At 63.0% G+C, this 18,475-nt stretch carries 22 protein-coding genes; 8 read left to right on the top strand and 14 right to left on the bottom strand.

Annotation, left to right across the window (positions count from 1 at the left end; genetic code table 11):
- Positions 1-3: 3 nt before the first annotated feature.
- Positions 4-606: an HD family hydrolase gene (locus tag Q4G20_RS10445; RefSeq protein WP_303343383.1), complete on the top strand. Its 603-nt coding sequence runs from the start codon at positions 4-6 to the stop codon at positions 604-606.
- A 31-nt stretch (positions 607-637) separates the two neighbouring features.
- Here the strand turns inward: Q4G20_RS10445 and Q4G20_RS10440 are convergent, their stop codons facing one another.
- The 3 genes from Q4G20_RS10440 to Q4G20_RS10430 all read right to left on the bottom strand — a co-directional run bounded on the left by Q4G20_RS10440 (position 638) and on the right by Q4G20_RS10430 (position 2,270).
- Positions 638-949: an H-NS histone family protein gene (locus Q4G20_RS10440; RefSeq protein WP_303343382.1), complete on the bottom strand. Its 312-nt coding sequence runs from the start codon at positions 947-949 to the stop codon at positions 638-640.
- Positions 950-1,030: 81 nt separating this feature from the next.
- Positions 1,031-1,585 carry an ActR/PrrA/RegA family redox response regulator transcription factor gene (locus Q4G20_RS10435; RefSeq protein ID WP_303343424.1) on the bottom strand — a complete coding sequence of 185 codons (555 nt, stop codon included), beginning with the start codon at positions 1,583-1,585 and terminating at the stop codon, positions 1,031-1,033.
- 55 nt (positions 1,586-1,640) lie between these two features.
- Complete coding sequence (locus tag Q4G20_RS10430) at positions 1,641-2,270, bottom strand: SCO family protein (RefSeq protein ID WP_303343381.1); 630 nt, start codon at positions 2,268-2,270, stop codon at positions 1,641-1,643.
- Between the two features lie 81 nt (positions 2,271-2,351).
- Between Q4G20_RS10430 and Q4G20_RS10425 the strand changes: the two genes are divergently transcribed.
- Both Q4G20_RS10425 and Q4G20_RS10420 read left to right on the top strand, forming a co-directional pair.
- A complete protein-coding gene (locus tag Q4G20_RS10425) occupies positions 2,352-3,659 on the top strand; it encodes an ActS/PrrB/RegB family redox-sensitive histidine kinase (protein WP_303343380.1) in 1,308 nt (435 codons plus the stop codon).
- A gap of 42 nt (positions 3,660-3,701) precedes the next feature.
- Positions 3,702-5,330: a PAS-domain containing protein gene (locus Q4G20_RS10420; RefSeq protein ID WP_303343379.1), complete on the top strand. Its 1,629-nt coding sequence runs from the start codon at positions 3,702-3,704 to the stop codon at positions 5,328-5,330.
- Positions 5,331-5,399: 69 nt separating this feature from the next.
- On the opposite strand, the gene Q4G20_RS10415 is transcribed toward Q4G20_RS10420, so the two are convergent.
- Both Q4G20_RS10415 and Q4G20_RS10410 read right to left on the bottom strand, forming a co-directional pair.
- A complete protein-coding gene (locus tag Q4G20_RS10415; protein WP_303343423.1) occupies positions 5,400-6,392 on the bottom strand; it encodes an NAD(P)H-quinone oxidoreductase in 993 nt (330 codons plus the stop codon).
- A 2-nt stretch (positions 6,393-6,394) separates the two neighbouring features.
- Entirely contained in the window at positions 6,395-7,048 is a 654-nt protein-coding gene (locus Q4G20_RS10410) for a COQ9 family protein (protein WP_303343378.1), read from the bottom strand.
- A 92-nt stretch (positions 7,049-7,140) separates the two neighbouring features.
- On the opposite strand from Q4G20_RS10410, the gene rpsU reads away from it, so the two are divergent.
- Positions 7,141-7,347, top strand: coding sequence for a 30S ribosomal protein S21 (gene rpsU, locus Q4G20_RS10405; protein ID WP_022705914.1), 207 nt, complete (start codon positions 7,141-7,143; stop codon positions 7,345-7,347).
- 62 nt (positions 7,348-7,409) lie between these two features.
- Here rpsU and Q4G20_RS10400 read toward each other — a convergent pair whose 3' ends face one another.
- Positions 7,410-7,871 carry an Lrp/AsnC family transcriptional regulator gene (locus Q4G20_RS10400; protein ID WP_303343377.1) on the bottom strand — a complete coding sequence of 154 codons (462 nt, stop codon included), beginning with the start codon at positions 7,869-7,871 and terminating at the stop codon, positions 7,410-7,412.
- A gap of 90 nt (positions 7,872-7,961) precedes the next feature.
- On the opposite strand from Q4G20_RS10400, the gene Q4G20_RS10395 reads away from it, so the two are divergent.
- Complete coding sequence (locus Q4G20_RS10395; RefSeq protein ID WP_303343376.1) at positions 7,962-8,189, top strand: hypothetical protein; 228 nt, start codon at positions 7,962-7,964, stop codon at positions 8,187-8,189.
- Positions 8,190-8,245: 56 nt separating this feature from the next.
- Here the strand turns inward: Q4G20_RS10395 and mscL are convergent, their stop codons facing one another.
- From mscL to Q4G20_RS10380, 3 genes are all read right to left on the bottom strand, one after another.
- Entirely contained in the window at positions 8,246-8,701 is a 456-nt protein-coding gene (gene mscL / locus Q4G20_RS10390; protein WP_303343375.1) for a large conductance mechanosensitive channel protein MscL, read from the bottom strand.
- Positions 8,702-8,886: 185 nt separating this feature from the next.
- Positions 8,887-9,501, bottom strand: a complete 615-nt coding sequence (locus Q4G20_RS10385) for a DsbA family protein (protein ID WP_303343374.1) — start codon at positions 9,499-9,501, stop codon at positions 8,887-8,889.
- A gap of 13 nt (positions 9,502-9,514) precedes the next feature.
- Positions 9,515-10,039 carry a DUF721 domain-containing protein gene (locus Q4G20_RS10380; RefSeq protein WP_303343373.1) on the bottom strand — a complete coding sequence of 175 codons (525 nt, stop codon included), beginning with the start codon at positions 10,037-10,039 and terminating at the stop codon, positions 9,515-9,517.
- Positions 10,040-10,135: 96 nt separating this feature from the next.
- Between Q4G20_RS10380 and mutY the strand changes: the two genes are divergently transcribed.
- Both mutY and Q4G20_RS10370 read left to right on the top strand, forming a co-directional pair.
- Positions 10,136-11,140, top strand: a complete 1,005-nt coding sequence (gene mutY, locus Q4G20_RS10375; protein ID WP_303343422.1) for an A/G-specific adenine glycosylase — start codon at positions 10,136-10,138, stop codon at positions 11,138-11,140.
- A gap of 9 nt (positions 11,141-11,149) precedes the next feature.
- The gene (locus Q4G20_RS10370; protein ID WP_303343372.1) at positions 11,150-12,280 is read left to right on the top strand and encodes an alkane 1-monooxygenase; all 1,131 of its coding nucleotides are present in this window, start codon (positions 11,150-11,152) and stop codon (positions 12,278-12,280) included.
- A gap of 141 nt (positions 12,281-12,421) precedes the next feature.
- On the opposite strand, the gene Q4G20_RS10365 is transcribed toward Q4G20_RS10370, so the two are convergent.
- The 4 genes from Q4G20_RS10365 to Q4G20_RS10350 form a co-directional block, all read right to left on the bottom strand.
- Positions 12,422-13,555 carry a site-specific DNA-methyltransferase gene (locus tag Q4G20_RS10365; protein ID WP_303343371.1) on the bottom strand — a complete coding sequence of 378 codons (1,134 nt, stop codon included), beginning with the start codon at positions 13,553-13,555 and terminating at the stop codon, positions 12,422-12,424.
- Positions 13,556-13,642: 87 nt separating this feature from the next.
- Positions 13,643-14,275 (bottom strand): ribonuclease HII, encoded by a 633-nt coding sequence (locus Q4G20_RS10360; protein ID WP_303343370.1) that lies wholly within the window; start codon positions 14,273-14,275, stop codon positions 13,643-13,645.
- Entirely contained in the window at positions 14,262-15,965 is a 1,704-nt protein-coding gene (locus Q4G20_RS10355) for a glycosyl transferase family 90 (protein ID WP_303343369.1), read from the bottom strand. The genes Q4G20_RS10360 and Q4G20_RS10355 overlap by 14 nt, the downstream gene beginning before the upstream one ends.
- Positions 15,962-17,164 (bottom strand): MFS transporter, encoded by a 1,203-nt coding sequence (locus Q4G20_RS10350; protein ID WP_303343368.1) that lies wholly within the window; start codon positions 17,162-17,164, stop codon positions 15,962-15,964. Before Q4G20_RS10350 ends, Q4G20_RS10355 begins: the two co-directional genes overlap by 4 nt.
- 178 nt (positions 17,165-17,342) lie before the next feature.
- On the opposite strand from Q4G20_RS10350, the gene Q4G20_RS10345 reads away from it, so the two are divergent.
- On the top strand, positions 17,343-18,077 hold the full coding sequence (locus Q4G20_RS10345; RefSeq protein ID WP_303343367.1) for a GntR family transcriptional regulator: 735 nt from the start codon (positions 17,343-17,345) through the stop codon (positions 18,075-18,077).
- Here the strand turns inward: Q4G20_RS10345 and Q4G20_RS10340 are convergent.
- The gene (locus tag Q4G20_RS10340; RefSeq protein ID WP_303343366.1) at positions 18,074-18,475 is read right to left on the bottom strand and encodes a PaaI family thioesterase; all 402 of its coding nucleotides are present in this window, start codon (positions 18,473-18,475) and stop codon (positions 18,074-18,076) included. The genes Q4G20_RS10345 and Q4G20_RS10340 overlap by 4 nt on opposite strands.

The following is an 18,475-nucleotide window of genomic DNA, read 5'->3' as shown; positions in this document are numbered from 1 at the left end:
CCAATGGCGCCCCGACCGCACCGCGCCTGGCAGCGGATGCTGTCAGGGCGCCGACTGGATTTGTTGGACCCGACGCCGTTCGACATTGAAATCTCTGACATCGCGCACGGGCTGGCCTTTGTGGCGCGATGGAACGGCCAGACGGTGGGCGACTGGCCCTATTCCGTGGCGGAGCATTCTCTGCTGGTTGACGATATTTTTACCGCCAAGAATCCCGGCATTGCGCCGAAATGGCGGCTGGCGGCACTGCTGCATGACGCGCCGGAATATGTCATCGGCGACATGATTTCGCCGGTCAAAGACGCGCTTGGCCCCGATTACCGCGCCATGGATGAACGGCTGACGGCGGCGATTCACCGCTGTTTCGGCCTGCCCGCGGCGCTGCCCAAAACCATCAAATCCCAGATCAAAGCCGCCGACCGCATTTCCGCCCGGATTGAGGCCGTGCAGATCGCCGGTTTTTCGGAATCCGAGGCGAAAAAGCTGTTTCCGATTGGCCGCAATACCCTGCCCACCGGGTTGACGATAAATCTGCGCCCGCCCGCTCAGGTTCGTCAGGCGTTTTTAGAACGATATTCTGAAATTATTGCACGGATGGATGACTAAAAAACGGGGCCGCATCTGCGGCCCCGTTTTATTAAATTGCCAGATCTTCCAGATCTTTGCCCTGCTCCATCTGGTCCACAACCCAGCGGGGTTTGCGGCCACGACCGGTCCAGGTCATCGTGGGATCAGCGGGGTTTGCATATTTCGGTGCAACCGTGCCGCCACGGCGGGTTTTTGCGCCGGTCAGATCGGCCAAATTAAACCCGTGTTCACGCGCGGCTTCTTCGACGGCGGCCATTGCGGCGCGGCGTTTGCGATCTTCGTATGAATTGATAGCCCGGTCCAGTTTCGCGCGCAAATCGCGCATTTCCTTCAGGGACATCTGATCGAAGTCGAGAGACATTTTCTTTTTTCCGCCTGTTAAGAAGCAATAGCCGAAACCTAGCCGAATTTCAAAAACCCCACAACTGAATTTTTATTCCCGTTACTCTTTTGGGCCACGTTTTGCCAAAATACGTTGCAAGGTGCGGCGATGCATATTCAGGCGGCGGGCGGTTTCGCTGACATTTCGGTCACATTGTTCGTAAACCCGTTGGATATGTTCCCACCGCACCCGGTCAGCCGACATGGGGTTTTCCGGCGGCGGAGGCAGCAATTCCCCCGTCGTCAGCAGGGCGGCGGTGATATCATTCGCATCGGCGGGCTTGGCCAGATAATCGGTCGCGCCCATTTTCACCGCCGCCACAGCCGTGGCAATCGCGCCATAGCCGGTCAGCACAATGATGCGCGCATCCGCCCGTTTGGCCCGCAGCGCGTCCACCACATCCAGCCCGTTTCCGTCCCCCAGCCGCAAATCAATCACGGCATAGGCGGCGGGGCGGTTGTCAATCTGGACCAACGCATCCGCCACGGAAAACGCCGTCACCGGGGAAAAACCCCGCCGCTCCATCGCGCGGGCCAGGCGGGTGACAAATATCTCATCATCATCGACCAGCAACAAGGACGGATCAGGACCGGGGCGCAATTCAATTTCAGACATCATAGACCTCGTGGCGTGGATATAGGGCGCAAAACCCCCATTTCAAACCGCAACATTATCCCCGCGCGTTCATAAAACAGCCGACACGTTCCGCCATCGGTTCCGCTTCGGCATCGCGACGGAAAAATTCGACGGTTTCGGTTCCCGGCATCACCAGATAACTGTGAGTCATATGATCGACCAGATAAAATTCTTTATCCTCTTGATCGTGACGTTGGAAAACATTCCGCCAGCCCCGGTTTACAGCAGCAATTTCATCATCACTGCCCGTCAGGGCAATCATATCATCGCTGAAGAGTGACGCATAATCGGCCAAAACCTGCGGCGTATCACGGCGAGGGTCCACGGTGATAAAGACCGACTGAATATCATGGCCCTGCTGCTGTAAAATATCGACCACTTCGGCATTTCGCGCGGTGTCCAGCGGGCACACATCCGGGCAAAATGTATATCCAAAATAAAGCAGGCTGGGTTTATCAAACACCTGTTCATTTGTGACGCGCTGACCATCGGCGCGGGTCAGGGTGAAATCGGTGCCGAAACTGTCCAGCCCCCCGGCGACCACCCCCTGACGGCATTGGGCATAGCGATCACCCGCCGATTGTTGGGTCAGATAAATACCGCCGCCCAACAAAACCCCGACCGTCGCGGCAATGCCGATCATCAATAACCTGCGGTCTGCCATGTTGTGTCTCCTTATGCTGGGTGCTGCGCATTGATCGCCCATGACGCCAAGGTTATCAAGCAACCACAGCACGAGGTTCCCATGCAACACCCCCCCGCCCCCGGAATGGACCACAACCGGGCCGAGCCGATCCGCCTTCGCACCCTGATGCTGCTGCGATGGGCGGCGGTGCTGGGTCAGTTGGCGTCGGTCGTGGTGGCGCTGTGGCTGGGCCTGGGCTTTGCCTTGGGGCCGGTGCTGGCGCTGATTGCGGCCTTGGTGGCCAGCAATTTATGGCTGATGCGGCATTCTCCGATGCAGTTGTCCCCGCGTCAGGCGGCAGGGCAATTGGCATTTGACCTGTTGCAGCTGTCACTGCTGTTGGGGCTGACCGGGGGGCTGACCAATCCCTTTGCGCTGTTGATGCTGGCGCCGGTCACAATTGCGGCAACAACGCTGACCGCGCGCCAGACGGTTGCGCTTGGCGTGGCGACGGTGGCGCTGATGACGCTGGCCGCGGTGTTCGCCCAGCCTCTGATCGCGCCGGATGGGTCGGTGTTACAGATGGACCCGCTGCTGATGCTGGGGCATTGGGCGGCGCTTGTCATCGGGGTGGCGTTTTTTGCGACCTATGCCCACCGGGTCACGGCGGAATTGCAGGCCACGAACAGCGCGTTGTTTGCCACGCAGATGGCCCTGCTGCGCGAACAAAGGCTGCAACATCTGGGCGGAGTCATCGCGGCGGCCGCGCATGAAATGGGAACGCCGCTGGCGACGATCAAACTGATCGCGGCGGAACTGGCCGACGAATTGCAGGACCGCCCCGATCTGCGCGACGATGCGAACGCCCTGCGCGATTGCGCCATGCGCTGCGCCGAGATTTTGCGCAATATGGGTCAGGCGGGCAAAGACGACCTGCATCTGCGCGCCACACCGCTGCGCGCGGTGATTGACGACGCCGCCAGCCCTCATGCCGGGCGCGGGGTGGCGATTCATATTGACGCGGCCGGCCCGATTATCCGCCGCGATCCGGGCGTTATTCACGCGCTGCGCAACCTGATCCAGAACGCCGTTGATTTCGCCGCCACCCGCGTTGATGTGGTGGCCGAAACGGGCGATCTGCTGCGCGTGACGATTTCCGATGACGGCCCCGGCTATCCCCCCGCGATTCTGGCGCGGCTGGGCGACCCCTATCTGCGGCAGCGTTCAACGCCCCGCCGCGGCGGATATGAAGGCATGGGGCTGGGCCTGTTCATCGCCAAAACGCTGCTGGAACGGTCAGGCGCGCAGGTGGATTTCGCGAACGGAGCAACGGGGGCAAAGGTGCGCGTCACATGGCCCATCGACCGCATCGCCGCCGATGACCGGCAGGCCTTGCCAGAAAATCCGGCGTCATTAACACTATATTAATAGTTGAGGCGTTACGTTGCCTGAAAAGTTAAGGCGGTGACAGTGGATATTCAGGGTTTGTTGGCGGTAATGGCGGTTCTGGCGGCGGGTGCGGGGTCAACCCTGCTGGCGATTGTCGTGATCCGGCTGTGGGACACATGGCGCCAGACCGGCGCGCGGGCGGGCGGCGGGCTGGTCGCCCATCTGCAACCGATGATCTTTCTGTTTCGCGGGCAGCGGCTGATTGACGCAACGACACCGGCGCATAACCTGTTGCAAAGGCTCAGCCATGGCGATTCGGACTGGGTGCGCCTGACGCAGTGGCTGGGGCCGCATTTCGGCGATCTGGACACCGCTCTGGCGGGCCTTGCGCAACAGGGGCGCGTGGTTCTGCGGGGCGAACGCGGCAATGGGGCCGCGCAGCTGCGGCTGGTGGCCGAACAGCTGGACCCCCATCTGATTCGCCTGACCCTCACCAGCCCCGACACCCAGGACGCCGGGATCACGGTCGATTCGATGACCCTGCAAGCCATGGAAGAGGAGTTGGACCACCTGCGCAGCGCACTGGATCAGGCCCCGATTCTGGTCTGGCGTCAGGATCATCAGGGCCAGATCGTCTGGGCCAACAGCGCCTATCTGAAAAAGGTCGAAACCAGTTCGGGGGCGTCGGCGGCATGGCCTCTGCCGCGTCTGTTGGATCAGCCGACGCGCGTTCCCGGCGCAGGCACGACCACGCGGCGCGCGCCTTTGGATGATAACGGCACGGTGTTCTGGTATGACTGCCACAGCCAGCCGCTGGGCGATCAGACAATGTTCTTTGCCCTGCCCGCCGATGCCGCCGTGCGCGCCGAACGCAGCCTGCGCGAATTTGTGCAGACGCTGACGAAAACCTTTGCCGATTTGCCCATCGGGCTGGCGATTTTTGACCGTCAGCGCAATTTGCAGCTGTTCAATCCGGCGCTGATTGATCTGACCGGCTTGCCGACGGGTTTTCTGGTCGGACGCCCCACGCTGATTGATTTTCTGGACCAGTTGCGCGAACAGCGCATGGTTCCCGAACCCAAAGATTACCGCAGCTGGCGGCAGCAAATGGCCAATCTGGAAAGCGCGGCCTCCATCGGCCACCATGTCGAAACCTGGTCGCTGCCCGGCGGTCAAACCTATCGCGTGACCGGCCGCCCCCATCCCGACGGCGCGATTGCGTTTTTGTTCGAAGACATCACCTCGGAAATGTCGCTGACCCGCAAATTCCGGGCCGAACTGACGCTGGGTGCGCATGTTCTGGACGGGATCGACGATGGCGTGGTGGTGTTTGGCAATTCGGGCGAATTGGTGATGTCGAACCGCAGTTATCGCGATCTGTGGGGCGGCGACGCCGCGACGATCACGGAAACGCTGAAAATCTGGCAAAGCGTCACCGCCGACGGCCCCGGTCTGGCGGCACTGCGCGAATGTCTGACGGGCAACGCCCCGCAAGGGAATGGCAGCGGCGCAATGTCCGGCCCCTCGGGTGAGCTGTTGGGCTGGTCCGTCACGCAACTCTCGGCGGGGCGGCGCATGGTGCGGTTTCGCCTGCCAACCGCGCAGGCGCTGACCGCGATTGCGGCCTTGCCGTTGAATGGCGTGGCGCTGTCGCCGCGTCCCGACCCGGACATCCCGCCGCCGCACGCCGCCTTGGCGCCGCATAGCTGATATCCGTCACGGGCGACGCACCATATCTTCTGTGTCCAAATATCCCCGCCGGAGGCATCCGCACCATCCTCAGGTGTCGCCCGCGACCTTCAGAACGATCTTGCCAATATGTTGGCTGCTTTCCATCCGCCGATGGGCCGCCGCCGCGTCGTTCAGGGCAAATTCGCTGTCGATCCGCACCCCGACCTGCCCGCCCGCGATGAACGGCCACAGCTTTTTGCGCAGATCGTCGGCGATTTCGGCCTTGGCCACGTCGGATTGCGGGCGCAGGGTGGACCCCGTGACCGTCAGGCGGTTCACCATGATCTGGGCAAAGTTCAGTTCGACCTTTGGCCCCGCCAGAAACGCGATCATGACCAGCCGCCCATCCGGGGCCAGCGATTTGATATTGCGGGGAATATAATCGCCGCCGACCATATCCAGAATCAGATCGGCCCCGCCCGCGTCACGCAGCACCCGAACAAAATCATCGCTGCGGTAATTGATCGCCGTGGCGCCCAGTTCGGTGATGGCCGCGCATTTTTCATCGCTGCCCGCCGTGGCAAAGACCCGCGCGCCCAAGGCCCGCGCCGTCTGAATCGCCATCATGCCAATGCCCGAGGTGCCGCCATGGACCAAAAACCGTTCGCCGCCGCGCAAGGCCCCGCGCTGCACCACATTGGACCAGACGGTAAAGGCGGTTTCGGGCAGGCAGGCCGCCTGTCGCGTCTCGATCCCCGCCGGGATGCGCAGGGCGTGATCAGCGTGGCACACCGCATATTCGGCATATCCCCCACCCGGCAGCAGCGCGCAGACCATTTCGCCTTTGCGCCAGCGGGTGACGCCCGCGCCCATGCCGACGATTTCGCCCGCCGCCTCCAGCCCCGGCAGATCGGACGCGCCCGGCGGCGGGGCATAGCTGCCCGCGCGTTGCAGCACATCGGGGCGGTTGACGCCCGCCCAATGCACGCGGATCAGGATCTGGTCATGGCTGGGGACCGGCACCGGGCGGCGCGTGGGCCGCAGCATATCGGCATCGCCGGGGGCGGATATTTCAATCGCGTTCATCGCATCGGGAAACATGGTCATTCCCCCCGCCCCGGCAAATCACGCGGCTGCGGCGCGCGGATCCATCCAAACGCGGCGCGGGTCAGCATGTCCATCCCCGGCAGTTTGCGCAGGTTCGCCTTGACCCCTTCGAACCGCATCACGCCGTCGATGCGGCGGTCGATAAAGGCGCGGGTGTCGGCCTGCCCGTCCGAATCATCGCCCAGCCAGAACAGCACCGATGCGCTGATGACCGCCGAAAGGGTGGCGCGTTTGGAATACCAATTCACATCGTCGGATGTGTCGCCCAAGGCGCGCCAGATCACATCGGCGGTTTCCCAGACCAGTTTCGCCGCCAATCCCGCATGATGCGGCAGTGCCAGAACCGTGGCGCCGGCGCGCACCAGTTCGCGATCCACCAGCCCCAGCCGCAGCCAGACCGCCTGCGCGACCTTATCGCGAAACCGCCCGTCCAGCGGCGTATCCGCCAGCATCCGCGCCAGTTCCGCATCCGCGCGCCGGTGATAAGCGGCGGCCAGAGCCGCACCACCTTCGGGGAAATGGACCCGCGCCATCTGGTCGGGGATGCCCAGATCGCGCGCCCCGGCCATCAGGGCGCGGTCGTTCATGCCGTCAAACGGCACATGGATCAGTGCCGCATCCAGCAGCGCATCGCGTTCGGTCTGTGTCATCGCATCCTCACTGGACAAAGGCGGGTTTGGGTGATAATGGGGCGGTTCCTGCAATCTTTGCAACTCTAACTTAGGAAGGTGGTGACAACCACATGCAGGTCAACGTTCGCGACAATAACGTCGAACAGGCGCTTCGCGCACTGAAGAAAAAGCTTCAGCGTGAAGGGGTGTTCCGTGAAATGAAGCTGCGGCAGCATTTCGAAAAACCGTCGGTCAAGAAAGCCCGTGAAAAGGCCGAGGCCGTCCGCCGCGCCCGCAAGCTGGCTCGTAAAAAAGCACAGCGCGAAGGCGCACTGTAAGACAACGCGATCCGCGTCATAAAAACCCCCGCGCCATCCGGTTGCGGGGGTTTTTGCTGGGGTCACACCGGAAACACGGTCGTGCGCACCACGGTTCGCAGCGCGAACGAACTGTGCATCTGCGCCACGCCCGGCAGCCGCGCCAGATGTTGCCGGTGGATGCGGGCGAAATCATCGGTATCGCGGGCAACGATTTTCAACTGATAATCCGCCGATCCGGCCATCAGGTGACATTCCAGCAATTCGGGGATGGTGGCGACGCCGCGTTCAAAGGCCTCCAGCACCTCATCCGCCTGACCGGAAAGGGTAATTTCCACGAACACCACCGTCGGGCGGCCCAGTTTGCGCGCATCCAGCAACGCGACATAGCCGGTAATGACGCCCGCATCCTCTAACCGTTGGACGCGGCGGTGACAGGCGGATGGCGACAGATGCACCCGCGCGGCCAGATCGGCATTGCTGATGCGGCCGTCGGTTTGCAGAACGGCCAGAATACGGCGGTCGATGGGGTCCAGATCAGTCATGGCCGCATCATGGTTGATTCGGGGCCATGGTTCCACCCCTTGACGGTCACGGCTGCGTGGTCAGACGGTCGCAGCGACCGAATGGGGGACATGATGGGCATTGGTCTGTGGATGCTGGCCCTGTGCGCCTTGGGGCTGACAGTGCTTCTGATTTTGCGGTGGGCCAATCAGCACCGCCGCCGGAGACGCCGCGAAGGATGGGACAGGATGTGTCCCCATGACCCCTATCCCGAAAACAACGGCACGGATAACGGCAATTGGTTCGACCGCCTGATTGACGCAGAGGGTGACGCAGATGGCGGGGGTGGCGGCGACTGACGCGCATAAAAAACGGCGCGCCGGATGGGCGCGCCGTTTCGTTCATGTCCGGCAGATCAGATACGCGGAGCCGCGTTGCGGTCGGCCAGCAGGTCGCGGATTTGCGCCAGCAGTTCTTCCTGCGTCGGGCCTGCGGGGACTTCTTCCACGATGACGACTTCTTTTTCGCGGCTCGCGGCGGCTTGGACTTTGTTCACCGCTTTGACCAGCAGGAACACCGCCCAGGCGATGATGAAGAAGTTCAGCAGCGACATCAGGAAGCTGCCATAGGCAAAGATCGCCGCGCCCGAATCGCGTGCCGCTTGCAGGCTGGCGCCGTCCGCGACATTGCCCGACAGAACGACATACAGGTTCGTAAAGTCGATGCCGCCGATCAGCAGACCCAGAATCGGGTTAATCAGATCTTCGACGACCGAGTTGACGATGCCGGTAAAGGCCGCGCCGATGATGATACCGACAGCAAGGTCAATGACGTTGCCACGGGCGATAAACTGTTTGAATTCTTGGATCACGACATGGTCCCCTGTTCGCGCTTCATACGCCTAGGGCATGGCGATATTTTAACCAAAATCAATCATAATTTGCCGGAACGCTGCGGCATTTCGCGGTTTTGTGTTCAGCAGAAAATGTTTTCGGCCGGAACGCAGCCCGGCCGAAAACCCTGACGATTGCGGCGACGCGGCCTTACAACCGCCGATTACTGCGATTCGGCCTCGGCCAGCTTGGTGTCGATAACCGCTTTCAAGGCGTCCCACGGCTGGTTGCGCACCTTTTCCCCGCCGATGATAAAGGTCGGCGTGGCCTCGATCCCGTCAGCGGTTGCGTTTTGTTGGAAGGTCGCGACCAGTTGTTCGACCTTGGCCGTGTCTTCCCAGCAGGCGTTCATCTGATCGTCGGTCATCCCGGCCTTGGCCCCGATGCGGCGCAGATTGGCGGCGATTTCCGCGCCCGACCCGCCCGACACCCAGGCGCGTTGTTCCGAAAACAGCATATCGGCCACGCCGTAGAATTTTTCGTCCCCGCCGCAGCGTGCCAGAATCCCGGCCCACAGGCCCGGCTGGTCGAAATACACATCGCGCTGCATGAACCGCACCTTGCCGGTGTCGATATATTCGGCCTTCAGCGTCGGGAACACGTCGGTGTGGAAATTCGCGCAATGCCCGCAGGTAAAGCTGGCATATTCAATGATGGTCAGCGGCGCGTCTTCGGCACCCAGCGCAATATCGGGCAGCGTTTCCGGCGCGGCATCCTGCGCCATGGCCGGCACGGCCAAGGCCAAAGCGGCGGCGGTCATAACAGAACGAAGGAACATAGCGTTATCCTTTTCAAACGATTCTTGGTTTTCGAGTGGTGACGTTCAGCGCAAGGCGGGCCATGGCCTGCGCCAGATCGGGATCGGTGAATTGCGCGCCGATGCGGTCCGCCCGTTCGACCTGCGCCGGATCGGGCGCGCGTGGGGCGGGCGGCGCGTGGTCGAACACCGCCTGCCCTTCGGCAAAGCCGGTCGCGGCGGTTTGCGTCAGCACGATGCGCGAAATGGCGTTGTATCCGTAAACCGCATTCACCCGGTCGCGCAGCGCGGGCAGCTGCATCTGCACCATCGGCCCGACCGCCCCGGTGGTGAGCAAGGTCAGAGTCGCGCCAAAGCTGCCACGCGCATGGCTGATCCGCACCGGGCGCGTGACCCGCGCCAGCCGGTCGCCCGCGATTTCGGCCCAATGCGTCAACAGGCGGGCGACGGCGAATCCCCGCCCCTCGGCCGCGCGCTGCACCCGGCCCGCCAGCAGGGTGGCGGCGGGTTGGAACCCCCGGCTGGGGCGGCGTTTGCTGCGTTGCGGTGTCTGGGCCATGGCTGCGATTTCGTTTATGACGCCTTATCCTTACCCACCCCCGCCCCGCAATAAAAGCGCGGCCCGACTGACAGGGATTGAAAATTGCGTGACGGCATGGTGATCGCCCCCGGTCTGTTGCAGTGGTATGACCGCCACGCCCGCGACCTGCCGTGGCGCGTTCCGCCCGGGGGCAGCGGCGCCGACCCTTATCGCGTCTGGCTGTCCGAGGTGATGTTACAGCAAACCACCGTCGCCGCCGTCCGCGCCTATTTCCTGCGGTTTACGGAATTGTGGCCAACGGTGGCTGATCTGGCGGCGGCGGATGACGCGCAGGTCATGGCGGAATGGGCGGGCTTGGGCTATTACGCACGGGCGCGCAATCTGCTGGCCTGCGCGCGGGCGGTTGCGGAAACGGGCTTTCCGCGCGACCGGGCGGGGCTGCTGGCGCTGCCGGGGATTGGTCCCTACACGGCGGCGGCCATTGCGGCGATTGCGTTTGATCAGCCCGAAACCGTGGTCGATGGCAATGTCGAACGCGTCATCGCGCGGCTGTTTGCGGTTGAAACGCCCCTTCCCCGCGCCAAAGCGGAACTGACACGGCTGGCCGCGACCCAAACCCCGCAACACCGCCCCGGCGATTACGCGCAGGCGATGATGGATCTGGGCGCGACGATCTGCACGCCGCGCAACCCCGCCTGCGGCATCTGCCCGCTGACAGCGCAGTGTCAAGCCCGCGCCCGTGGCATCGCCGCCGACCTGCCACGCAAAGCGCCGAAAACGCCCAAACCCACCCGCACCGGCACCGCTTGGGTCGCGCGTCAGGGGGCGGCGGTTCTGCTGGAACATCGCCCCGCGCGCGGGCTGCTGGGCGGCGTGCTGGCCTTTCCCTCAACCGGCTGGGACGGGCGCGACCTGCCGCCCCCCGGCCCGGCCGAATGGCAAGACATCGGCACGGTGCGGCATGTGTTTTCGCATTTCAATCTGGACCTGACTGTGATGATGGGCGACCTGACCGGCCAACCGACCCGAGGCCATCTGGCCCGTGATGTGGACCGCGACGCCCTGCCCGGATTGATGCGCAAAGTCTGGGATATGGCGCAGGCGCATCACTCCGGCTAAAACCGCGCCATGACACAGAAACGCCCCCCCGCCGCCGCACCGTTCTGGATGTCGGTTCTGATGATCCCGCTGGTCGCCTGGGCGGCGGTGATGGGCGGGTATTGGTGGATGCTGCTGCCGGGTTATGCGTGGTATGTGACGACCGCGCTTGACGCGATGCTGGGCCGCAGCACCGCCAATCCCGACCCCGAAACCGCGACGCGGGAACTGTTCTGGCACCGCGCCATCACGATCATCTGGTTTCCGCTGCAATTCGCGGCGATTTTCGGCACGATCTGGTATGTGCAAACCACCGGCCACCTGTCTGGCTGGGAAAAAATCGGCCTGTTCTTCGGCATCGGCGTTTTGTCGGGCAGCATCGGCATCGTGTATTCCCACGAACTGATGCACCAGAAAACCGCCCTTGAACGCGGACTTGGCGATCTGCTGCTGGCCACGGTGATGTATAGCCATTTCCGCAGCGAACACCTGATCGTGCATCATTCCTGGGTCGCCACGCCCCGCGATGCGGCAACCGCGCGCTATAACGAAGGGTTTCACCGCTTTTTCGCCCGCGTCCTGCCGGGCAGCCTGCGCAGCGCGTGGAGCGCCGAATCCGCGCGCCAGACCCGCGCAGGCCGGCGCATCTGGGACCGCAGAAACCCGTTCTGGCGCTACGCCGCGCTGCAAGGCGCAATGCTGGGGCTGGCCCTGATGCTGGGCGGAGCCGCCGGGCTGGCCCTATTCCTATGGCAATCGCTGGTCGCGATCTGGCAGCTTGAACTGACAAACTATGTCGAACATTACGGCCTGACGCGCCGCCATCTGGGCCAAGGTCGCTACGAACCCGTCCGCCCGCATCACAGCTGGAACGCCGATCATCAGGCGTCGAACTGGCTGCTGATCAACCTGCAACGCCATTCGGACCACCACTATAAACCCGACCGCCGCTTTCCCCTGCTGCAAACCTACGACACCGATCAGGCGCCGCAATTGCCGTTCGGATACCCGGCAATGACCTTTGTGGCGATGATCCCGCCGCTGTGGCGCCGCCGCATGAATCCCCGCGTCCGGGCATGGCGCAAACACCACTACCCCGACATCACGGATTGGAGCGACTACAACCACGGCACCCTGCCCCACCCACGCAGCGCGCTTTGATTATCTTCTGTGCAAAAATATCCCACGGGGGTCCGGGGGTGTGAAACCCCCGGGCCGCTCTCCACAAAAAAACCCGCCATGCGGACATGGCGGGGTCAGGTGGTCCGGCCGGACAAACGCGGCAGGACTGGCGAAACGAAATCAGTTAGGGCGCGGGGCGTCGTCTTCCATTTCCGCGCGGATTTGCTGGCGCAGAATATCCAGCGGAATCATTTTCCCTTCACGCCGGAAATGCCAATAGGTCCAGCCATTGCAGGATGGCGCACCTTCTAATGCCGCGCCGACCTGGTGGATGCTGCCCTTAACATCGTTTCCGATCAGGCTGCCATCGGCGCGGACTTTGGCCTTGTGGCGGTTGCCGATGGAATACAGTTCCTCGCCCGGTCGCAGCATCCCGCGTTCCACGACCTGCCCGAACGGAATGCGCGGTTCAGCGCGTTTCGCCCGCGTCGTGGCGATTGCGTCCGAATCAAAGCGGCGCACGCGGGACAGGCGGCGGGTGGCGACCTCGCGATAGGATTCCTCGCGCTCGATCCCGATGAAATCGCGGCCCAGCATTTTCGCGACCGCGCCGGTGGTGCCGGTGCCAAAGAACGGGTCCAGCACCACATCGCCGGGATTGGTCGTGCCGACGATCACGCGATGCAACAGCGATTCGGGCTTTTGCGTCGGATGCGCTTTGTCGCCCGCCGCGTCCTTCAACCGTTCGCCACCATTGCAGATCGGCAGCACCCAATCGCTGCGCATCTGCACACCTTCGTTCAGCGACTTCAGCGCCTCATAGTTAAAAGTGTATTTCGAATTTTCCGACTTCGCCGCCCAGATCAGCGTTTCATGCGCATTGGTCAGGCGTTTGCCGCGGAAATTGGGCATCGGGTTGGATTTGCGCCAGATCACGTCATTCATGATCCAGAAGCCCTGATTTTGCAGCTCGGCCCCCACGCGGAAGATGTTGTGATAGCTGCCAATGACCCAAATCGCGCCGTTCGGTTTCAGCAAACGCCGCGCCGCCGCCAGCCAGTCGCGGGTGAAGGCATCATAGGACGCAAAGCCCGAAAACTGATCCCAATGATCGTCCACGGCATCGACCTTGGAATTATCGGGCCGGTGCAGATCGCCGCGCAATTGCAGGTTATAGGGCGGATCGGCAAAGATCAGATCGACGCTGTTTTCCGGCAGCGCATTCATCTGTTCAATGCAATCACCCGCCAGAATTTGGTTAAGCGGTAACGTCCGCGCAGCCGGGGCTGCGCGCTTGGTTTCGGTTTTGGTCATCTGCGCCTCATGTCACGCCGACTTTGTGTCGGTCTGCCTGTGGATAAAATGATTCAAACCCGATTCGCGGTCAATTTGTTTTTTGAATCAACCGGTTAGATAAATATCTTTACACAAGATGTTGTGGATAGGTTTGAACGACCGTCTATGATGTGGGGTGATCCCCAGATCTAGCAGCGCGGTTTTATGCGCGGGCGTGGGATAACCGGCGTTCACATCCCAGCCATAGCCCGGATGCTGTTGCGCCAAATCCACCATGATGCGATCGCGCAACACTTTGGCCACGATGGACGCCGCCGCAATCGACACGGAACGGGCATCGCCTTTCACCACAGCTTGCGCGGGGGTGGTCAGATCGCGCGGCAGGCGGTTGCCATCGACCAGCACGAAATCGGGGGCGTGGCGCAGGCCCGCCACGGCGCGGCACATCGCCAGATGCGCGGCTTGCAGGATGTTGATGCGGTCGATTTCGGCCACATCGACATGCGCCACGGCCCAATCGCAATGCGTCATGACCCATTCGGCCAGCATTTCACGCCGCGCCGCTGTCAGCTTTTTCGAATCGTTCAGGCCGGGGGGAATGTTGTCGGGGTCTAGCACGACCGCCGCCGCCGTGACGGGGCCGGCAATGGGGCCGCGCCCGACCTCATCCACGCCGGCGATGCGCTGCGCGCCTGCGGTCAGGGCGGCGGTTTCAAAGCTGAAATCAGGTGTCATCATCGGATCGGTTCATTGCGGCCAGCCCGTCAAGGATCCGCGCCATCAGGTCGCGGCGGGCGGCGGGGTTGCGGAAATGCGCGGCCTCGGATCGGGCGGCGGCGGACATGGCGCGACATTCCGCCGGATGCGCGCGCGCCCATGCCAGTTTGTCCTGAATATCATCGCCGTATCGCTGAATGGGGATGTAATGTTCCCACGGCCGGAACCGGCCCGAATAAAACACCTGCCAGCCGTCATCTTCGACCAAAGCGACGCCTTGGGTGTCGATGGCCTGCATGAAGTTCGACGGGTGGTCATATCCGGTCAGGCACAGCTGATAGCGAAACTGATGGAAAAACGCGCGGTCCTGACGCGGCACACAATAGGGGGCCAGCCACGGATCGCGCGCCGCCGCACGAAACCCCCACGCCATCACCACCCCCAGATCAAAGTCAGGATGCTGCCACAGCCGCCGGATCAGCGCGAATCGCGACGTGCGGCACAGCCCGGCCCATGCCGTCGCGCGCCGGTCCACATTGCCGCCCGCAGCCATCAGCCGTTTCAAAAACACATGCGAGGCCGGGCCGGGCCGCACACGATTGCGCCGTTCGCTGCCCGAAATCATGCCGCGCCAGACCACGCGGTCGGCTTTGTCATCCCACGCCACGCGGTCGGCCACGCCGTCAAAGCCGGGCTGGCCGACCTCATGCTGGCCGGGCAGAGGCCACAGCACCACATTTTCCGCGTCCTCGCGCCGGTTGTGACCGATCACGGGTGCGGGCAAGGTCGCGTCATGGGGGGATCCGATCCAACGGGAATCCTCCATATCCATCCAGACGGGGTCGCGGCGGTTCAGGCGCAGGATGTCGTTAATCACGCCTTCGACGCGCAGAGTTTTCGGATGGCGGTCCCCCCGCATCAGGCCGACCGGGCCATCCGCCACGACAAAGGGGCGAAAATGCCCGCCGCGATGCTGCACAAACGCGCCGCCATCCCACGCCCCGGCATGATCCGACAAGGGCGGTTTCGGGGGCATCGCGCCAGCCCGCACCCCACGCAGGCAAAACGCGGCCACATCATCCGCCCAGCCATCGGGAACCGGCGGAGGCTTGGGCGGGTCCAGCATCGCCATATCGGGCAGAGCATCGGCGGGGTCATACCAGCCCTGCGGCACCGCCGGGAAGCTCATCCATTCCGCCAACCGCGCCGCCAGATCGGCGGGGGGCTCGGTCGTCAGATCCACCCGGATCAGGCGCGGGTCATCGCCAAACAGCGCCGTCACCGCCTCCAGATGCGCGGTCAGGTCCGCGTGCCACCGGTCGGCCAGAGCGTCCGGAGACAGCCCCAGATGATGCGTATAACACCGCAACGCCGCGCCATCATCCGCCGCAACCCGGCGCAACAGCCAGTCATCCACATCCGGCACGGTCAGGATAAACACCGCGTCCGGGAAATGCGCGCGCAGGTAATCGGCGTGGTGCCAGCCTTCGATCGGGGGGCGCCAGAAAGGAGTGTGGCGATACAGCCCCGCGATCAGCGCCTGATCCACCTGCCGCAAAGGGGCCGCCCGACAGGCGCGCGCATACAGCACATCCGCCGCCAGCCGGCCTTTTTCATGGCAGGCCACGCCCAGACCCGCCGCGCGGAACATCCGGGACAGCGCCCATTCCCCCGATTGATCCGGCCCGATATGGATAAAGCGCGGCGTCATCCGGCACGCATCAGATCACGGCGGCGCGGCAAAAACGCGGTCAGCACGCCCAGCACCGGCACGACCGACACCCAGACAAACACCGTGCGGATGCCATAGGCATCGGCCAGAACCCCAATCGCCGCCGCCGCAATGCCGCCCATGCCAAAGGCAAAGCCGAAAAACAGCCCCGCAATCATGCCGGTGCGCCCCGGCACCAATTCCTGCGCAAACACCACAATCGCCGGAAAGGCCGAGGCCATAATAACTCCAATGACAAAGGCCAGCCCGCCGGTCGGGATCAGCCCCACATGCGGCAGCGCCAGCGTGAAAGGCAGCACCCCAAGGATCGACACCCAGATCACCGTCAGCGCGCCCACCCGGTCGCCGATGATGCCGCCCAGCATCACCCCCGCCGCCATTCCGGCCAGAAACAGAAACAGCATGATCTGCGCGCCCTGCGGACCCAGCCCGAACTTTTCGATGCTGAAAAACGTGAAATAGCTGCTGATCGCGGCGGTATAGATGTTTTTCGTGAACACCAGAATCGCCAGCACGACAATCGCCCTGATCACCACGCCGCGCGGCAATGGCAGGGCGGTGTCGGGGCGGGCGGTGACGGCGCGGCGGCGTCCCTCGGCCCATTGGCCCACATGCCACAGCGCGGCGGCCCCCAAGGCAGCGGCGACCGCAAACCACGCCGCCGCCGGTCGCCCCAACGGCACCACGATAAACGCCGCCAGCAACGGCCCCAGCGATTGCCCGAAATTGCCGCCCAGCTGGAACAGCGATTGCGCGGTGCCGAACCGCCCGCCGGATGCGATGCGCGCGACGCGCGAACTTTCAGGATGGAACACCGCCGATCCGAAACCAATCAGCATCGACCCCACCAGCAGCGCCCAATAATCAGCGGCATAGGCCAGCAACAGCACCCCGCAAAAGGTGGACGCCATCCCAAAGGGCAGCGACCGCGGTTGCGGGTGGCGGTCGGTCACCGCGCCGATCACCGGCTGCAACAGCGATGCCGTCACCTGAAACGCAAAGGTCAGCATCCCGATCTGCGCATAACTAAGCGAAAATTCCGCCTGCAACAGCGGATAGATCGCCGACAGCATCGACTGCATCACATCGTTCACCATGTGACACAGGCTGATGGCGGTCAGGATGCCCCAGGACACAGGCACCGCGCGCGAATCCGTATGGTGATTGTTCAAAGCCATGCCCGCCACGATAGACAACAAAGGTTAACGAATTGCACCATAAATTCCACGTTTCGCGCCTTTTTTTCGCCCGACCCTGACCATTTCGACAGGTAGTCATACGCATAAACCGCAAGCAAAATAGATACCGTGTTAATAGGTAAAATTTGTTACAATTATGATCAAAATTCCGACCCCAATGGCTCAGTCATTGCGCCCCGCAACAACCCGCCCCGGAGGACGTGGTCTGAACACCTGGCAATCCGTCCGGACCGAAGTTCTGCGCCGCATCCGTTCCGGCGAATGGGCGCCCGGTTCGATGATCCCCACCGAACAGGAACTGTCGGCGGAACTGAAATGCGCGCGGGCCACGGTGAACCGTGCGCTGCGCCATCTGGCCGAAAGCGGCATCATCGAACGCCGCCGCAAGGTTGGCACGCGCGTGGCGATTGCGCCTGAACATCGCAGCACGCTGGACATGCCCGAAATCCGCGACGAGATCGAGGCGACGGGCGCGGCCTATACCTTTCGCATGACCAGCTTTGGTCTGGCGCGGGCAACGCCTGCGGCCATGGACGCGCTGCATGTGGATGCGGGACAGAATCTGTTGCTGATCAAAACCCAGCATCTGGCCGATGGCCGCCCGCATTGCTGCGAAGCGATCTGGCTGAACCCCGATGTGCTGCCCGACATAACGCAGGCAACTTTTGCCGATCTGCCGGTGCGCGAATGGCTGCGTCAGAACATCCCTCTGACCGAGGGGCGCTTTGCCATTCTGGCCGAATCCGCGACCGGGGACTGCGCCACCAATCTGATGGTGGACGAAGGCACCCCGGTGCTGACCATCGAGATGGTGAAATCGCGTGACGCCACGCCCATTGCCTTTGCGCGGCAGTTTTACCCGCCGAATCATCGGCTTGTGTCGGATACCTAAGGTTTTGGCGCGGCTGCGGGGCGAAACACCCCCGTGGCCGTGGCGATCAATGTGCCATCCTGATGGTGCAATTCGCCCGCAATGAACATCGTGCGGCGACCGCCTCCGGTGACGCGGGCCAAGGCTTCGACCAGACCGGGGCGACCGGGCGCCAGAAAATTGACCGTCAGCGAAATGGTGAACAGCGGCGGCAGCGTCGCGCGGTCGATATGCAAGCTGCCCGCCGCGCCCATGCCGCTGTCCAAGAGTGTGGTGATGATCCCGCCATGCAGCACGCCCGCGCGGTTCAGGTGCTGATCGCCCACCTGCAAATAACAGCGCCCCTGCCCGTCCGCGCGCCCGACATCCAGAACAAAGCCGATGTTCCGCTGCGCCCCGGTTTCGTCCTTGATTAACAT

Source organism: Paracoccus sp. (in: a-proteobacteria) (assembly GCF_030538495.1).
Taxonomy (GTDB): Bacteria; Pseudomonadota; Alphaproteobacteria; order Rhodobacterales; family Rhodobacteraceae; genus Paracoccus.
This window is presented reverse-complemented; position numbering and strand designations above follow the sequence as displayed.

Coding starts and splice junctions, on each gene's coding strand:
- Q4G20_RS10425 (WP_303343380.1), top strand. CDS start 2,352: ATGCAACACCCCCCCGCCCCCGGAATGGACCACAACCGGGCCGAGCCG.
- mutY (WP_303343422.1), top strand. CDS start 10,136: ATGGTGATCGCCCCCGGTCTGTTGCAGTGGTATGACCGCCACGCCCGC.
- Q4G20_RS10440 (WP_303343382.1), bottom strand. CDS start 949: ATGTCTCTCGACTTCGATCAGATGTCCCTGAAGGAAATGCGCGATTTG.
- Q4G20_RS10355 (WP_303343369.1), bottom strand. CDS start 15,965: ATGACGCCGCGCTTTATCCATATCGGGCCGGATCAATCGGGGGAATGG.
- Q4G20_RS10370 (WP_303343372.1), top strand. CDS start 11,150: ATGACACAGAAACGCCCCCCCGCCGCCGCACCGTTCTGGATGTCGGTT.
- Q4G20_RS10410 (WP_303343378.1), bottom strand. CDS start 7,048: ATGACACAGACCGAACGCGATGCGCTGCTGGATGCGGCACTGATCCAT.
- Q4G20_RS10400 (WP_303343377.1), bottom strand. CDS start 7,871: ATGACTGATCTGGACCCCATCGACCGCCGTATTCTGGCCGTTCTGCAA.
- Q4G20_RS10385 (WP_303343374.1), bottom strand. CDS start 9,501: ATGTTCCTTCGTTCTGTTATGACCGCCGCCGCTTTGGCCTTGGCCGTG.
- rpsU (WP_022705914.1), top strand. CDS start 7,141: ATGCAGGTCAACGTTCGCGACAATAACGTCGAACAGGCGCTTCGCGCA.
- Q4G20_RS10350 (WP_303343368.1), bottom strand. CDS start 17,164: ATGGCTTTGAACAATCACCATACGGATTCGCGCGCGGTGCCTGTGTCC.
- Q4G20_RS10380 (WP_303343373.1), bottom strand. CDS start 10,039: ATGGCCCAGACACCGCAACGCAGCAAACGCCGCCCCAGCCGGGGGTTC.
- Q4G20_RS10395 (WP_303343376.1), top strand. CDS start 7,962: ATGATGGGCATTGGTCTGTGGATGCTGGCCCTGTGCGCCTTGGGGCTG.
- Q4G20_RS10365 (WP_303343371.1), bottom strand. CDS start 13,555: ATGACCAAAACCGAAACCAAGCGCGCAGCCCCGGCTGCGCGGACGTTA.
- Q4G20_RS10430 (WP_303343381.1), bottom strand. CDS start 2,270: ATGGCAGACCGCAGGTTATTGATGATCGGCATTGCCGCGACGGTCGGG.
- Q4G20_RS10435 (WP_303343424.1), bottom strand. CDS start 1,585: ATGTCTGAAATTGAATTGCGCCCCGGTCCTGATCCGTCCTTGTTGCTG.
- Q4G20_RS10445 (WP_303343383.1), top strand. CDS start 4: ATGGCGCCCCGACCGCACCGCGCCTGGCAGCGGATGCTGTCAGGGCGC.
- Q4G20_RS10360 (WP_303343370.1), bottom strand. CDS start 14,275: ATGATGACACCTGATTTCAGCTTTGAAACCGCCGCCCTGACCGCAGGC.
- Q4G20_RS10415 (WP_303343423.1), bottom strand. CDS start 6,392: ATGTTTCCCGATGCGATGAACGCGATTGAAATATCCGCCCCCGGCGAT.
- Q4G20_RS10345 (WP_303343367.1), top strand. CDS start 17,343: ATGGCTCAGTCATTGCGCCCCGCAACAACCCGCCCCGGAGGACGTGGT.
- Q4G20_RS10340 (WP_303343366.1), bottom strand. CDS start 18,475: ATGTTAATCAAGGACGAAACCGGGGCGCAGCGGAACATCGGCTTTGTT.